The organism is Candidatus Electrothrix sp., assembly GCF_052785085.1.
Genome location: NZ_JALAAI010000015.1, coordinates 32,226 through 46,993, shown reverse-complemented (window position 1 = coordinate 46,993; position 14,768 = coordinate 32,226). Strand labels below are relative to the sequence as shown.

Annotated in this window: 15 protein-coding genes; 7 read left to right on the top strand and 8 right to left on the bottom strand. The window is 46.6% G+C overall.

Annotated features, from left to right (window positions below; all coding sequences use genetic code 11):
* Positions 1-468 precede the first annotated feature (468 nt).
* The 3 genes from L2082_RS04365 to L2082_RS04355 all read left to right on the top strand — a co-directional run bounded on the left by L2082_RS04365 (position 469) and on the right by L2082_RS04355 (position 3,089).
* Complete coding sequence (locus L2082_RS04365) at positions 469-1,749, top strand: class II fructose-bisphosphate aldolase (RefSeq protein ID WP_446007898.1); 1,281 nt, start codon at positions 469-471, stop codon at positions 1,747-1,749.
* 6 nt (positions 1,750-1,755) lie between these two features.
* A complete protein-coding gene (locus tag L2082_RS04360; RefSeq protein ID WP_446007899.1) occupies positions 1,756-1,890 on the top strand; it encodes a hypothetical protein in 135 nt (44 codons plus the stop codon).
* A gap of 191 nt (positions 1,891-2,081) precedes the next feature.
* Positions 2,082-3,089, top strand: coding sequence for an NAD-dependent epimerase (locus L2082_RS04355; protein WP_446007900.1), 1,008 nt, complete (start codon positions 2,082-2,084; stop codon positions 3,087-3,089).
* Between the two features lie 59 nt (positions 3,090-3,148).
* On the opposite strand, the gene L2082_RS04350 is transcribed toward L2082_RS04355, so the two are convergent.
* From L2082_RS04350 to L2082_RS04340, 3 genes are all read right to left on the bottom strand, one after another.
* Positions 3,149-3,505 carry a type II toxin-antitoxin system PemK/MazF family toxin gene (locus L2082_RS04350; RefSeq protein WP_446007926.1) on the bottom strand — a complete coding sequence of 119 codons (357 nt, stop codon included), beginning with the start codon at positions 3,503-3,505 and terminating at the stop codon, positions 3,149-3,151.
* Positions 3,502-3,735 carry a hypothetical protein gene (locus tag L2082_RS04345; protein ID WP_446007901.1) on the bottom strand — a complete coding sequence of 78 codons (234 nt, stop codon included), beginning with the start codon at positions 3,733-3,735 and terminating at the stop codon, positions 3,502-3,504. The genes L2082_RS04350 and L2082_RS04345 overlap by 4 nt, the downstream gene beginning before the upstream one ends.
* 219 nt (positions 3,736-3,954) lie before the next feature.
* Positions 3,955-4,713 (bottom strand): UPF0280 family protein, encoded by a 759-nt coding sequence (locus L2082_RS04340; RefSeq protein ID WP_446007902.1) that lies wholly within the window; start codon positions 4,711-4,713, stop codon positions 3,955-3,957.
* A 37-nt stretch (positions 4,714-4,750) separates the two neighbouring features.
* Here L2082_RS04340 and L2082_RS04335 point away from each other — a divergent pair, with 37 nt between their 5' ends.
* From L2082_RS04335 to L2082_RS04325, 3 genes are read left to right on the top strand one after another with little or no spacing between them, the layout of a single operon-like run.
* Positions 4,751-5,404 (top strand): TIGR04282 family arsenosugar biosynthesis glycosyltransferase, encoded by a 654-nt coding sequence (locus L2082_RS04335; protein ID WP_446007903.1) that lies wholly within the window; start codon positions 4,751-4,753, stop codon positions 5,402-5,404.
* Entirely contained in the window at positions 5,370-6,065 is a 696-nt protein-coding gene (locus L2082_RS04330) for a TIGR04283 family arsenosugar biosynthesis glycosyltransferase (protein WP_446007904.1), read from the top strand. The genes L2082_RS04335 and L2082_RS04330 overlap by 35 nt, the downstream gene beginning before the upstream one ends.
* 2 nt (positions 6,066-6,067) lie before the next feature.
* Positions 6,068-6,952, top strand: a complete 885-nt coding sequence (locus L2082_RS04325) for a sugar phosphate nucleotidyltransferase (RefSeq protein WP_446007905.1) — start codon at positions 6,068-6,070, stop codon at positions 6,950-6,952.
* 287 nt (positions 6,953-7,239) lie between these two features.
* Here L2082_RS04325 and L2082_RS04320 read toward each other — a convergent pair whose 3' ends face one another.
* The 3 genes from L2082_RS04320 to serA form a co-directional block, all read right to left on the bottom strand.
* Positions 7,240-7,779, bottom strand: coding sequence for a hypothetical protein (locus tag L2082_RS04320; RefSeq protein WP_446007906.1), 540 nt, complete (start codon positions 7,777-7,779; stop codon positions 7,240-7,242).
* Between the two features lie 45 nt (positions 7,780-7,824).
* Positions 7,825-8,238: a DUF1844 domain-containing protein gene (locus tag L2082_RS04315; protein WP_446007907.1), complete on the bottom strand. Its 414-nt coding sequence runs from the start codon at positions 8,236-8,238 to the stop codon at positions 7,825-7,827.
* Positions 8,239-8,315: 77 nt separating this feature from the next.
* Positions 8,316-9,914, bottom strand: a complete 1,599-nt coding sequence (serA, locus tag L2082_RS04310; RefSeq protein WP_446007908.1) for a phosphoglycerate dehydrogenase — start codon at positions 9,912-9,914, stop codon at positions 8,316-8,318.
* Positions 9,915-10,319: 405 nt separating this feature from the next.
* On the opposite strand from serA, the gene gltX reads away from it, so the two are divergent.
* Positions 10,320-11,801, top strand: a complete 1,482-nt coding sequence (gene gltX, locus L2082_RS04305; protein ID WP_446007909.1) for a glutamate--tRNA ligase — start codon at positions 10,320-10,322, stop codon at positions 11,799-11,801.
* Between the two features lie 62 nt (positions 11,802-11,863).
* Here the strand turns inward: gltX and L2082_RS04300 are convergent, their stop codons facing one another.
* Together L2082_RS04300 and L2082_RS04295 are read right to left on the bottom strand one after the other, a co-directional pair.
* Positions 11,864-13,417, bottom strand: coding sequence for an MraY family glycosyltransferase (locus L2082_RS04300; RefSeq protein WP_446007910.1), 1,554 nt, complete (start codon positions 13,415-13,417; stop codon positions 11,864-11,866).
* Positions 13,418-13,611: 194 nt separating this feature from the next.
* On the bottom strand, positions 13,612-14,664 hold the full coding sequence (locus L2082_RS04295; RefSeq protein ID WP_446007911.1) for an alcohol dehydrogenase catalytic domain-containing protein: 1,053 nt from the start codon (positions 14,662-14,664) through the stop codon (positions 13,612-13,614).
* Between the last annotated feature and the right edge of the window lie 104 nt (positions 14,665-14,768).

Sequence of the window (14,768 nt, the reverse complement as noted above, 5' to 3'; positions counted from 1 at the left end):
TGTAGGAAGCGCAACGCCTGTCCGTGGAAATATCTCGCTGAGGTTATCACGGCTCGGCGCCAGGGGCTGGATGTGCCTCCTCTGCCTCTTGCTGCGTAAAAAAAATGAGAGGGGTCTGAACGGTTACTTAACATCTTGTAATGGTTAAAAACGGTAAAAAATAGATTGCGAAAGCTTTTTGCAAAATACTGATCTCGTAAGAAAAGATCGAAAACGGCTAATTTCTTAAAATCAGTATGACAGAAATGTCTTTCGTAAACTTTTTCCAGTCTTGTTTTCATTATTTCAGCTTGTTAAGTTCATTCAAACCGGGAATCGCTGAAGGGATATGTTTACAGTATTTCAGGAATAGGGTATGCTGGTGCGGAAAGATTCACTATGTGATGCACGCTCTACAAACGTTTCCAAATCATTCAATATAGCTGGCACATATAACGATGTCCGACCATATGATAAAAGGAGGAACCAATGTCCTACATAGCAGATTTTGAAAAGGCCCTTGAAATTGGCCGTCCACCCAACATCAAGGCCCTGTTTCCCAACTCCAAGGCCCTGTTGGTCAGTGGCAAGGTGATTGACCGTGCCATGCTGGCAAAAGGCAAGGCCATGACCATGGCGGCCAATGGTCGAAACCACTTGGTTATACGCGGTGCCTTGATGGCTGCCCAACGGGCTCAGGCTGCCCTGATTATAGAGATTGCCCGTTCTGAAGGCGGGGCCTCATCCTATTGCCCAACCAATTACTGGAACATGGCACGTCAGGTAGATGCACTGTGCAATGAACTGGCTATTACTGTGCCTGTTGCCATTCATGCGGATCATTATGGAATCAAATCTACTGATGATCTGCCTTTTGCCCGTACCGAGATCCCCTCGCTCTTTGATGCAGGCATCACCTCCATTGCTGTTGATGCCTCTCATATGCTGGATGATGCTAACCTGCTCGTCAGTATTGATCTGAATAGCTATATTCCCTCCTGGGCTGGCTATGAAACCGAGGTTGGCGAGATCAAGGGCAGTCAAGGTCTGTCTTCTGCGGATGAGGCTCTGTTCCTTATTAAAGGACTTAATGCTCATGATATTTTCCCGGACTGGATTGCCCTGAACAACGGCACCAGCCACGGACTTGAGGCTTCCGGTCAAGGTATTCAGGTTGAATTGACCGCAGGAATTCATGAGGCATTAAAAGATTACGGGGTTTCAGGGGCACAACACGGCACCTCTGGCAACAGCTCAGACCGGTTGCGGGCTATTGCCAACCAGACCACAACCACCAAGGCCAATGTGGCTACAGCCCTTCAGATGATTTCCTGGGGTGTTGAGGTGAATGACTATGGCAACGCTATTCTGGATGGAGATGGAGAATTTGTCAAAGTGCCCGGCCAAGGCATGACCGAAGAACTATGGCAGGAAATGAAGGACTATGCCAAGGACCAAGGTTGGGAAAAAGGCAATTATAAAAAGCTCAATGCTGCCTTTGAAAATCGGATTATGGGGCAACCTAAGGAAATCCGGGAGCGTATGGCCCGCCGGGTGGATAACTTTGTTTATACCATGCTCACTGAGGTCTTTAATGCAGGTGGCACAGCACGTTATGCTGTGGATACAATTCTGGATGCAGGCTCCTATGATCTCGGCCCCAAAACCGGTCGTATTGAATCACCAGATGAGTGGACAGAAGAAAAAATTCATGCTCGTGCTGCTGAACTGGATACGGATAAAGGCCCGGAAGGCGATTTTGATGATTAAAAACTCTTGCGCAGAGGAGGCAATCTATCCCTGCTGTGGGCAGATCAGGAGCTGGGACAGGAAAAACAGCCGATGTTGCAGGTGAAAATCCCTTTGGGACAGGAAGAAATGGCACTGGAGCAGGAAAAAACGACCTTGTAAGGGGAGAAAGTGACACTGTAGCGGGAGAAAACCATTCTGTAGCAGGAAAAAATGGTTCTGTAGTAAGAAAAAGTCATTCTGCAGTGCCCCGCTCCCGCATCTGCCCGTCCCATGTCCTGATCATGTCTTTGCAGGCCAGATTCTCTCCACTTGCTGTATCGTAAGAATCAAAACAACTTCAGAAAACACTCATGCAAAAAATACTTGTTACCGGTGCTGCCGGTTTTATTGGTCATAATCTCTCCAAACGCCTGTTAGAAAACGGCCGCACCGTGGTTGGTCTGGATAATCTCAATGACTATTATGATCCTGAGCTGAAAAAGGCCCGGCTTGCCCAGCTCCTTGGATTTGAGCGATTCAGCCATGCGAATTTTGACATGGCGGATCGGGAGCTGACAGCAAAACTCTTTGCTGATGAACAGTTTGACGCAGTGGTCAATCTGGCTGCCCAGGCAGGGGTTCGTTACTCCCTGATTAATCCCCATTCCTATGTGGACACCAACCTGGTCGGGTTCCTCAATATTCTGGAAGGATGTCGTCATAATCAGGTTAAACACTTGCTCTATGCCTCGTCCAGCTCAGTGTATGGCGCTAATACCTCCATGCCTTTTTCTGTGCATGATAATGTGGATCATCCGGTTTCGTTGTACGCTGCCTCCAAAAAGGCCAACGAACTCATGGCCCATAGTTATAGCCACCTTTACCATCTTCCTTGTACTGGCCTGCGTTTTTTCACGGTCTACGGCCCCTGGGGACGTCCAGATATGGCCCTGTTCCTTTTTACCAAGGCTATTATGGAAGGTCGGCCCATTGATATTTTTAATAATGGTGAAATGGAACGTGATTTTACCTATATTGATGATATTGTCGAGGGTGTCTTCCGGCTGGTTGATCATCTGCCGCAGCCTGACCCAAATTGGAGTGGTGATGCACCGGACTCAGCAACCAGCTATTGTCCGTGGCGACTGTACAATATTGGCAATAATTCCAAACAAAAGCTAATGCGCTATATTGAGGTGCTGGAAGAATGCCTGGGTAAAACAGCACAAAAGAATTTCATGCCCATGCAGGCTGGAGATGTGCCAGCTACCTATGCCAATGTGGACGATCTGGTGCGGGAGATTGATTTTAAGCCGCAAACCACCATTGAGGAAGGGATCGGGAAATTCGTGGAGTGGTACAGGGGGTATTACAAATAACAATGCCTCAAAGGGGCTATATTTAACCAGCCCTACCCAGCCGAACCTCTTACACCGGATCACTCAAGCGCAAAGATGACCTTCAACGCTTGATCTATTTCCTGAAGATCCGATGAAGAGAGCCGCCCCCGGATTTTAACCAGCCTGTACCGATGATCTATCGGGCGTGTCTGCAAACAATCCGCCACGGATTTTTTTGACAGCCCGCTCTCCGCTGAAGGATGAATAACGATATTGGTTCGTATACGGGCTTTTTTCGCACTCCATGCAGTAACCGGGACCACTTGAATCACCGGAACCCGCTCATTATAGACATTATTGGTCACAATGACGCAGGGTCTGGTTTTGCCTTTTTCAGCCCCCTTTGTCGGATCAAGCCGTACATCGATAACCATCCCTCTTTTCAGGGCGGTCATTTCGGCCATCCGGGCAGGGCCACCTCGGTCAGCTCCTGCAAGTCTTCATCTTCGGAATAGACTTCAGCGTACAGGTCTGCGGATTTTTTTAGCTCCTTCAGTTCCACTGCTTTTTTAAAATACTCTACTGCCGCACGCAGCATGGAACTTTTATCTTTGAACCCGTACTCTTTAAAATTACTCAGAAATTGCGCTTGCGCCTCTTCAACGGTAAATTTTGCCTGCAACATAGAACACCTCCTTAATGCACTCAAACAGGGTCGCATCTTATGCCCCTATAATACGACCCGGCATACTAAAAGTCAACGGGAGTATTCGAGCATATTGTGATTTTTTCGAGCCAACAGCAGAGGAAGTTGTTATAATCGCAAAGGCGATTGATATCAGACTATACAGTGATTTGGAATAAAAGATGAACGACGGCAAGAGAAAACCTCTGAGTACACAGTTTAAATCCGAACCAACTCAACATCTCCCCAGGCCCCAAGATGTTCACCAGAAATAATAACAACTCCGGCAAGACCCGCAATCCCCTTGGCAACTTCCAGGGCATGCTGAATACTTTTCTTTTTCCGGCCCACTTCATTACCCAAGCGGGTGGCAGCAGTATCAGCCAGGGCCGTGGAAGCTGCAGTAACCACAACCGCATCAGCCTGACCAAGGCTGAGGGAATGACCAATCATCCCGGAGGAACAACAGACCCCGCAGGGCATCTGTTCTGGCAGGAGGCGGATACCCAGTTTGCCGCTCAGTGGTGACTCGCCTGCATAAATGGCAATGGTACTTTCCTGGGTTCTGGCGACAAAGAGATCACCGCCGTTTTCGACAATCACTTCCTCAAGGTTCAGAGAGGAAAGCAGGTTCTTGCCCACTTGCTCCGCCACAATACCGGCAACCGCAGCCATTGGCCCGACCCCGGCAACCTCTCCTGCGGCCAGCATTTCCTGTATGATATCCGGGGCCTGATTATTTTGAGGCAGAGGAACAAGGCTTTGAAGAAAATCCGGGTATATTCTGATATACCCTTCAATAACACTACGCACCTGAGAGACTGCCAGTAAGGCATGATCCTCCACAGGTTGTGAGGCCAGGATATGCAGATCTGTTTCAGCGATTTTGACTATGGAAGAAACAAGCCCGGAATTTTCAGTCAGGCGATATTCTCTCTCTTGATAGGAGAGCGGGGATTTTTTTTCAGAACGAGCCATACGGCCTCTTGCTTTTTCAGGAGTTATCTGGAATACAATGCAGTTTCAACAAAACAGAACCTCTCAACAGACAATCATCCTTTTTACCCGATATCCCCGAGCGGGAAAAGTAAAAACCAGATTGATTGACCGGCTCGGTCCGCAGGGAGCAGCAACCCTCCATGATCAGCTGACTCGTCAGGTCATCAATACTATACAGCCAGTATTGCAAGCAAGGCAGGTCCAGCTACGAGTCGCCTATTGCGGAGGCTCGGCAGAAGAAATGCGAAGCTGGCTCGGTAGCGATATTTTGCTCCAGGTACAGGAGGGAAACGACTTAGGTGAGCGTATGGCTGATGCCTTTGTTCGAGCCTGGCAACAGGGTGCTGAACGAGTGGTACTTATTGGCTCTGACTGCCCCGGAATCAATCCGTCCATTATTGAAAGCGGTTTTAAATACCTGGAAACCCACGATCTGGTGCTGGGCCCGGCAGCAGACGGCGGCTATTATCTGATCGGCCTTCGGAACAGCGTACAAGGGCAATACAGAATACTCTTTCAAGATATTGACTGGGGCACTGGACAGGTGTTACAACAAACCCTGAACCAGGCACAAAAGGCAGGTTTTTCATTCGCCCTTCTGCCGGAACTCTACGACATCGACCGACCTGAAGACCTTGTCCATCTCAATTATTATACCGACGCTGAATGAGCAGGACAATATCGGCTCCTGTCTTGATCGCCTGCTCCGACAAATGCGACAGCACGACATTCAGAGAGAAATTATCGTCGTTGACGGAGGCAGTACAGACCAGACTATCAATGAAGTTGTTGCCCGAGGAATCACCCAGGTTTCCTCGCCACCAAGCCGGGGTACTCAGCAACACACCGGGGCACAGTCGGCTTCTGGCGATATCCTGCTCTTTCTTCATTGCGACACAGGCTTGCCAAATAATTTTTCCGGGCATATTTATTCGATCCTGCACAACAAGGATGTTGCTGCTGGTGCCTTTCGGTTAAAAATCAACGGGCGAGGGTTGGGCTTTCGCCTTATTGAGACTGGAGTGCTCTTCCGTTCAACCATCTTCAGCTTGCCCTATGGCGATCAGGCCCTGTTCATGCGCAGAAAGACCTATTTTGCTGCTGGTGGTTTTCCAAAAAAACCGATCATGGAAGATCTGGCCTTGGTTCGTCAGCTGAAAAAACTGGGCAGAATCGCCCTTGCCCCGGCCCATGTCACCACCTCAGCCCGACGCTGGCAACAACATGGTTTATTTAAAACAACACTAATCAACCAGCTCATGCTGCTCGGTAATGCTTTTGGTCTCTCTCCGCAACAGCTGGCACGTTTTTATTACGCAAAAAAGAAATAATCATGCAGGCAATGCTTCTGGCTGCCGGATTCGGCACCCGCTTACGACCCTACACCCTTATTCGTCCCAAACCACTTTTCCCGATCTGCAATACGCCTCTGCTCCATATCCTGCTGGATAAATTGGTTGATGCAGGCTGTGACCGCATCGTGGTTAACTGCCATTATCTTGCTGATCAAATTAAGGAAGCTGTAGCGGGGAGACCAGAGGTGATTCTCCAGTATGAAGAGGAAGTACTCGGAACCGGCGGCGGCCTACGCAAGGCTCTGGAGTATTTCCATGATGGGCCTGTTCTGGTCATGAACGGAGATATCTTTCATGATATTAACCTCAAACAACTGTTGGAGGCTCATGTTTCTGCAAGCTCCTCAGTCACTATGGCCTTGCATGATTATCCCCGATTTAATTCCGTTGCTGTACGTCGGGGATGGGTTCGGAATTTCCTAACACGTAAAGAGGCTGCTCAAAAGAAAGACAAAGAAGAAATGCTGCTGGCCTTCACCGGTATTCATGTTGTGAACCGGGAGGTCATTGAGCAGATTCCAGCACAGGGCTTTTTTCATATCATTGATCTGTATAAAGAGCTGGCAAGAGATGAAAAGGTAGGCTTCACAAGAACTGATGGCAGCTTTTGGAAGGATATGGGAACACCACAAGATTACCTGGATCTTCATCAACATCTGCTCTCAGCCCGGACACCGTCTTGGCAGGTTCATGAAAGTGCAATAATCGGGAAAAATGTAGAGTTGGAAGACTGGGGAGTTATTGGATCTGGGGCAGTGATCGGTGAAGGTGCAAGACTGGCTCGTTGTGTCGTCTGGGATCATGCGGAGATTGCAGCTGAAAGCATACTCACAGATGTGATTTGTCCAGCAGAATTGAAATGAGTATGAAAACTTCATGGTGCGTGGGACAAGAACGCCATCAGATCAGAGTCGATTGAAAAAAAGAGACGCGGGGCCGTCGTGTAAGCGGTAAAGCATAAGTTTGTAAGCCGTAAATAACTTATTGGTAACGTGTAAAAATATGCTAGTTTACCAGACTAGTGCTGTTCTTTTTTTAGGTGAATAAACAGCTGTCATCACCCCCGATTTACGCAATCGGGCTTCGGGCTAACCTGCCTCGCAGCAGTTTTGCACTTGCCCCCCTGTCTCACTAATTCAGCAATCACCTTTTATTCATCTTTGAACTTGACGACACTCTGATGATTTGCCATATGTATTTGATTTATCAACCCTCGCAACTCTTTTAAATTGTCTTGAAAGTTCTCGTAACTCTTTGAAAACGAATGCTTTGGTTCGTGAACAATGTCTCTTTCTTCTTTATGAGTAATACGTTTATACGCTGAATCGACAACCCTGCCAGCTACAGTCTTATTATTCGCAAGAAGATTCTTTCTGACCTCCAATGCCTCAGCAATGCTTATCTTTTCACCGTTATAATCAATTTCGGTTTCAAAATTGGCCATTTGTATCGCATGATTCAGTTTTATCCGTTTGGACTGCATTTTTTTCAGTTTTTCCGTAAAGTCCTTTGGACAAAACCCTTCCACAGGCTCTTTTCCTTCAATGTCGTTATCAGAGTAAAATCTCATCCCTGAACGTTCCGAATCGCGGATACCGAGCAAATTTTCTATAATCTTGATCTGACGATCATATTCATCCCTTAATTCTATCGCCTCAAATAAAAACAGATTCCCTTTATTATCAGGCATAAGATCACCTCAGTTTGCTTATAGGTTTAGAAAAATTGCTCTCTTCTATTGCCCATCCTTGGCCCGAATAAACCGCATCTTCAGCTCATAAACCACCTTATCCAGCAATTCCTGTTCATCCTTTTCCAGATTCCCTTTGGTTTTCTCTTCGAGCATAATCAAGGTATCAATACTGTGCCGGGCAAGCTCAAGATCCCTGCTCTTTTGTCCTGTCTCAGGATGGGCCAGCTCACCGAGATGGAAGAGAGCCGTCGTGTTCAGCGACAGGATAAAGGAGATAAAGGAAACAACCGGCATAACACAGTTTCCGTTTCTATCTTTCACCCTTCCTTCAGGACATTCACAATCTTTTTTCTGGCGGTAGCTCATATCCGTTGCTTCAGAGTCTCTCGTGCCGTCAGTGGAAGCTTGAAGTTGGCTCTCCTGGTTTGAGCCACTATCTTTTTCCTGTTCACTCATTGCCTTATGCAGAATTAAGATTAATCAAAGGAGCAGGTATGTTCCTCTTCCCTGCCCCATCTCGCTTGATCAAAAAATCAAGAGGTATACGCTGGCAGCTCCAGAGCCATAGCATCATCAATATGCTCCAACTCCTTAACTTTAGCAAGGAGTTCCTTATTTACCAGCTGATTTGTGTTGAGAAGAATAACATTTCGTCTGGCAGTCGCTTCCTGACCAACAACCATGTTGGAAATGTTCACACCAGCTGCACCAATGATACTTGCCAATGCACCAATCACACCAGGTACGTCCCTATTATGAACCAGCAACATAGGTCCAGCTGGCATGGCCTCAAGGCGGAAGGAATTAAAGCGAACCAGACGCGGCTCTTTGATATCAAACACCGTGCCAGCCAGCATATTTTCTCCTTTACTGGTTTTGACCGTTATCCGGAGCATATTGGTAAAATCAGCGCGTTGGCTGGTCTTGGATTCAATCACCTTAATCCCTCGTTCTTCTGCAATAATAGGTGCATTAACATAGTTGACAGCATCCTGAAGAATCGGGGTAAACAAACCTTTCAGGAAAGCTACGGTCACCGGGTTAGTATCCTGGTCTGCAAGATCACCACTGTATTCCAGATTCACCTCCTGAACCCCGCCCTGAGAGATCTGCATATGGAGACAGCCCAGCATTTCGCCGAGGGTAATATATGGTCCAACCTGTGCCAAAACCTCATCGCTCACCGAAGGTACATTAACGGCATTACGGACAGTGCCCTTGAGCAGGTAATCAGCCATTTGCTCAGCAATGGCCACAGCCACATTTTCCTGGGCCTCAGCAGTGGAAGCACCCAGATGCGGGGTGCAGATAAAATTATCCAGTCCCAGCAAAGGAGTATCCTCTAAAGTGGTTGGCTCTTTTTCAAAAACATCCAGGGCTGCCCCAGCAATACGTCCTTCCTTCAAGGCTGCGTACAGTGCCTCTTCATCAAGAACACCGCCACGGGCACAGTCAATGAACATAGCCCTTTTTTTCATGGCTGCAAAAAAATCTGTGGAAAGGAGATGATGGGTGTCCTTGGTCAGGGGGGTATGGACAGAGACATAATCAGCCCGCTCAGCCAGCTCCAGTAAATCAACCCGCTCTATGCCAAGCTTTTTCACCAACTCATCAGGCATAAAAGGATCATAGGCTATAACCTTCATTTTCAGACCCTGGGCCCGGTTGGCCACTATGGAGCCGATTCGTCCAATTCCCACAATACCCAGGGTCTTACCAGTAACCTCGCGGCCCATAAAACTTTTCTTGTCCCATTTGCCCGCCTTCATGGAAGCAGTCGCCTGGGGAATATTTCTGGACAGAGACATCATCATGGAAATGGCATGCTCAGCCGCAGTGGTAGCATTACCGTCCGGAGCATTCATTACCACAATACCATTTTCACTGGCTGCCGGAATATCCACATTATCCAAACCAATACCAGCCCGCCCCACAACCTTCAACTTTGTTGCAGCCTCAATGATATCCTCCCGTACCTTAGTAGCACTCCGGATAATCAATCCATCATAATCCGGGATAATCGCTTTGAGTTCCTCTGGTGGCAGACCGGTGTTTACATCCACCTCCAACCCAGCCTCTTTGAGAATTTTTTCACCGATGGGCGCGAGATTATCACTGATAAGCACTTTCATATTTTTCCCCTTAATACTCCGTTCCTTAGTTTAAATTAATATATTTAAAAACAAAAAATGTTGATTTTTAAGTACAAAGCTTGCACTATAACGAGATTTATACAGACCGACAATATTAAAATCGCAAAGGCGGTTTTTCCGTATGAACAACGCAGAGCAGCCTCGCCATAAAAAATAAGAGAAAGCAGCTGATTAACAATATGCGACATTTTCATTCATACGCCCCTGTGGATTACGACATCATTTCTGTGTCCAACGTACGGAGCTGTATGCGATAAACCGCTTCTACTCCTGATAACAGTCAGGAAAATTTCTCTTTGACAGCTGATAACAAAACGATTACCTAGTGCAAAAAACGAAATATCGTGTTCGCACAATAAATAATATAAATAAGGAAGAACAGTAATGACAGATGTTCGCGTCCGTTTCCCACCCAGCCCCACAGGCTATCTCCATATTGGCAGTGCCCGTACTGCCTTGCTCAATTGGCTCTGGGCAAAAAAAAATAACGGTAAACTCATCTTACGTATTGAAGATACCGATGCCGAGCGTTCCACCCAGAAATCCATTGAAGGTATTATTGATGGCCTGCAATGGCTGGGTCTGGATTGGGATGAAGGCCCCTATTTCCAGACGGAATTTGCTGAAAATCATTGCAAGGCAGCAGATCAGCTCCTGGAATCCGGCCACGCCTATAAATGCTTTTGTACCAAGGAAGAACTGGAAAAAAAGCGGGAAGCAGCCAAGGCTGCAAAAAAAGAGTTCGGTTATGATGGTACCTGCCGTAATCTGAGCTCGGAAGAAGCCGCTGAAAAAGAGGCTGCAGGACTGGCCTCAGTTATCCGCTTCAAAGTTCCTGAACTGGAAGGATCCTTAGTCTATCATGATGAGGTCTTGGGAACCATTAAACGGGCCTATGACGATATTGAGGATTTTGTCATTGTCCGCTCCAACGGCAAACCGCTCTACATGCTCTGTAATGTAGTGGATGATATCCGTGATCGGATCACCCATATTATCCGGGGCCAGGACCATATGAGCAATACCACCCGTCAGGTTCTCCTCTATCAGGCACTGGATGCACCTTTACCGGTCTTTGCCCATATGCCGTTGACTTTGGATCTGCAAAAGCGCAAGATCTCTAAGCGGAGCCACGGTGAGCTGGTTTCAGTCCAATTTTACCGTGAAAAAGGTTTTATCCCTTGGGCTCTCTGCAACTTCCTGGCCCTACTGGGCTGGAATCCAGGTACAGAACAGGAAATCTTCAGTCGGGAAGAGTTGATTGAGGTCTTTACTCTGGATCGGATCAGTAAGGTGAACTCGGTCTTTAATCACCAAAAAGGAAACCCAAAATTTTTTACTGATCCCAAGCTCATCTCCATCAATGAGCAGTACCTGCGATCAATGGATATCTCCGTTTTGGCAGAACTGGTCAAACAGGATTTCATTGAGCAAGGCATCTGGGATGACGCTTATGAAGGTGAGCAAAAGGAATGGTTCCTTTCCACCTTAGATTTGATTCGGGATCGTTTTCATACAGTACGGGATTTTGCAACCTTGGGCCGGGCATATTTTGCTGATGATTATGCCGTGGAAGATAAGCCGCTCAAAAAGAATGTGCTCAAATATCCAGATCTCACAACCTGGATGCCCATGCTGTCTGAACGCTTTGACGGATTAGATGATTTTAACAAGGAGACCAGTGAAGAAACCGTCCGGGCCTTGGCAACTGAGCTGGATATTAAACCGGGTATCCTGATCAACGGGATGCGCACCGTGCTCACCGGGCAGTTGGCTGGGCCGGGGATGTTTGATATTCTTATGGCCTTAGGTCAAGAACGGGTCGTTCAACGATTGAGTAATATTGACCATCTCTATGAGGAGTAACCATTTTTTGTAAAGCTCTTCCTGTTGACGTCGCAACTGCTGGTTACGACGTCAACTCCCTTTTATCGCTGTTTTTTATGCCAAAACCCTTCAGTTGATTCCGAGCTGATTGTATCAAATTCTTCCAACGCTACCATCATACTCCTCCGGAGCTGCTCAACCCTTTTCAGGAGATAGGGTTCTGTTGTTGTATTCCTCATATCCTTCATGAGCAACAGCATACCAAAATTTTCCTTTCTGCTCATTTTATCCTTCTTACTGACCAGCCTGTGTAGAGGAAGCTCAATCCGTAGACAGGATTCATGAGGGACAGAAGAGAGCCTATCCTGTTCAACGGCTGCCCAGCGAAAGCTTCGCCGTGATTGTTCAGCGCTCGTTCTTTGCTCAATATAATGAAACTCTGCATAATCAAAGTGTAATTCCTTCAAAGAGACGCAAACCGCCTGCCAGAGTGCTTCAGGATGAGCAGCTGAGGAAATTCTTCGCTGGTGCTGAAGAAAAAGCCGCCGTTGAAGACTGATTCCAGTTTCATCAGTCAGATCACGGGCCCAAGAAGCTACATTATGAAATTTCAATATCTTTAAATCACTCAAATAATGCATCAACCCAATCAAGCCGATTCCGAGAACAAAAATAATCAGTGCTGAACTCTCATTCTGAGCATGAACAAGCAGCATAGATGAAATTCCAAGCAGGACGGTTAAAAAATACAGTGCCAAGACTGCCCGCCGATGAGTCAGGCCAAGTTTAACCAAGCGATGATGAATATGCTTGTTATCTGGTTGAAACATACTCTTACCATTGATAAAACGTCTGACAGGAGCCCAAAGAGTATCCATCAAAGGCACACCAAGGGCAATAACCGGGATCAACAAGACCGTTGCAACCTGCCCCTTAATTGTCCCACCAATACTCAAAGCAGCCAGACTATACCCAAGAAAATAACTGCCACTGTCTCCCATAAAGATAGTGGCTGGATAAAAATTATAACGTAAAAAACCGATCAGAGAACCTGCTAAGGCGGCAAAGGCTAAGGCGGTTGTGAGGCGAGCGCTCACAACACAGACAAAGAGCATGGAAAGTGAAACAAAAAGACAGATACCTGCGGCAAGTCCGTCTAAGCCATCAATCAGATTAATAGCGTTAATAACAAGTAAAAACCAAAATACAGTGAACGGCAGAGATAGAAAGCCGATAGAAAAATCTGCTCCAAAGGGTGTGGTGACGACTGTAATCCGAAACCCGCAATAATAGACAAAAACAGCAACCAGTAGCTGACCAAATATTTTGACAAAAAAAGAGAGTTCTCGGAGATCATCAAGAAGTCCCAGTAAAAAGATAAGAACCGCTCCGGTAACAAAGCAGAAAATACGGTTATCTGCAAAAAGCTCCTGAACTGTAGGACTGTACTCTCTTAACACAAGCAGCAAAAGAAAGGGAAGGAAAAAACTGGTAAAAAGGGCCACTCCACCGATTCGAGGTATCTTTCCTGTATGCATCTTGCGAGCAGATGTTTTATCTGTCAGATCAAAATACAAGGCCAGCTGGCGAATAACAGGGGTCAACACCAAGGAAGCCAAACTACCAGCAACAAAAACAAACAGAACCGTGACCATCCAGAACAACTCGTTTATACATGTTTAATAGTTACCTGCTGGTTAACTGCACCGGAAGGGTATCCAATGATAATACAGAAAGACTGAATAAGAGATATAACGAGATAATAATTTTAAAATGACAGTACTTTAAACTACATACTTAGTCAGCGAATACGAATTCACCATTCTTATCAGCAACAAACAAGACACCTCTAGAAAGAAACCGAAACCATTTCACCAAACGTAATAACCCCACGAACCATTTCCAAACTTTTGGCACTCTCAACCGCCTCGTCAAAACTGTCTAACGTAAAACGATGGGAAATCATATCAGAAACAATAATCGCCTCCTCATTAATCAATTGCAGACATTTTTTAAAATCAGCCGGTGTAGATGCGTAGGTGCCGGTCAAGGTGATTTCCTGCTGATGGAGCCAGCCCGGGTCGACCTTTACCTCAATATCAGGAGCTGCACCAAATATATTGCACACGCCGCCCATGGCAACCAAACTCAAACAATCCTCAATAACGTCAGGGATGTCAATGGAAATAATAACCACATCCGCTCCTCGACCTTCAGTGATACGCATCACCTCGTCCTGAAGATTATCTGTTGCCGAGTTAACCTGATGATCTGCCCCCATCTGACCAGCCATAGCCAAGCGTATGTCAACAATATCAGCAACAATCACCTCGCAACCGGTCCATTTTGCTGTCTTCACATGCATCAATCCCATGGATCCGCCACCAATAATCAGCACGGTCTGCCCCTCTTTCATGTTATTCGACCGGGCTGCGGCAAAGGTACAGGAAAGGGGTTCAGCCATCACAGCATCTTCAAACGAAATCTCGTCATCCAGTTTAACGAGACCACCAACATTAATTATTTCTTTTGGCACACGTACGTATTCGGCAAAGGCTCCATCCAGGCCATGCCCAAGCCCCAAGGCATTTTCACAAAGGTTATACCGTTTCTGAAGGCAATAATGACATTGCTCACACACCGCCATTGGATAGACTGCAACGGGATCGCCCACTGAAAACCCTTGCACTCCTTCTCCGACCTGACTGATTTCACCCGATATATCGTGCCCAAGAACAGTGGGAAGATCTTCTGTTAAGCCTTGGCCCAGCATTGTTTTAACATCTTTTCCGCAAATTCCTGCAACTTTTGTTGCAACAACAACTTCGCCTGGACCAGCAACCGGATCAGGATAATCTTCGATACGAATATCTTCGGCTCCGTAAACAACAGCAGCTTTCATAATATAAGGGATAGGTTTAAGGGTTCAAAAGAAAATATTTATAGTTATCCATATAATAGTACAGCAAGAAGGGTGAGAAAATCAACAGGGAAAGCGGAAGGAAT

Excerpts from the sequence above, each read along its gene's own strand:
- L2082_RS04300 (WP_446007910.1), bottom strand. The coding sequence starts at position 13,417 with ATGGTCACGGTTCTGTTTGTTTTTGTTGCTGGTAGTTTGGCTTCCTTG.
- L2082_RS04365 (WP_446007898.1), top strand. The coding sequence starts at position 469 with ATGTCCTACATAGCAGATTTTGAAAAGGCCCTTGAAATTGGCCGTCCA.
- L2082_RS04295 (WP_446007911.1), bottom strand. The coding sequence starts at position 14,664 with ATGAAAGCTGCTGTTGTTTACGGAGCCGAAGATATTCGTATCGAAGAT.
- L2082_RS04355 (WP_446007900.1), top strand. The coding sequence starts at position 2,082 with ATGCAAAAAATACTTGTTACCGGTGCTGCCGGTTTTATTGGTCATAAT.
- L2082_RS04340 (WP_446007902.1), bottom strand. The coding sequence starts at position 4,713 with ATGGCTCGTTCTGAAAAAAAATCCCCGCTCTCCTATCAAGAGAGAGAA.
- L2082_RS04315 (WP_446007907.1), bottom strand. The coding sequence starts at position 8,238 with ATGAGTGAACAGGAAAAAGATAGTGGCTCAAACCAGGAGAGCCAACTT.
- L2082_RS04320 (WP_446007906.1), bottom strand. The coding sequence starts at position 7,779 with ATGCCTGATAATAAAGGGAATCTGTTTTTATTTGAGGCGATAGAATTA.
- serA (WP_446007908.1), bottom strand. The coding sequence starts at position 9,914 with ATGAAAGTGCTTATCAGTGATAATCTCGCGCCCATCGGTGAAAAAATT.
- L2082_RS04345 (WP_446007901.1), bottom strand. The coding sequence starts at position 3,735 with ATGTTGCAGGCAAAATTTACCGTTGAAGAGGCGCAAGCGCAATTTCTG.
- L2082_RS04325 (WP_446007905.1), top strand. The coding sequence starts at position 6,068 with ATGCAGGCAATGCTTCTGGCTGCCGGATTCGGCACCCGCTTACGACCC.
- L2082_RS04350 (WP_446007926.1), bottom strand. The coding sequence starts at position 3,505 with ATGACCGCCCTGAAAAGAGGGATGGTTATCGATGTACGGCTTGATCCG.
- L2082_RS04335 (WP_446007903.1), top strand. The coding sequence starts at position 4,751 with ATGCAGTTTCAACAAAACAGAACCTCTCAACAGACAATCATCCTTTTT.
- gltX (WP_446007909.1), top strand. The coding sequence starts at position 10,320 with ATGACAGATGTTCGCGTCCGTTTCCCACCCAGCCCCACAGGCTATCTC.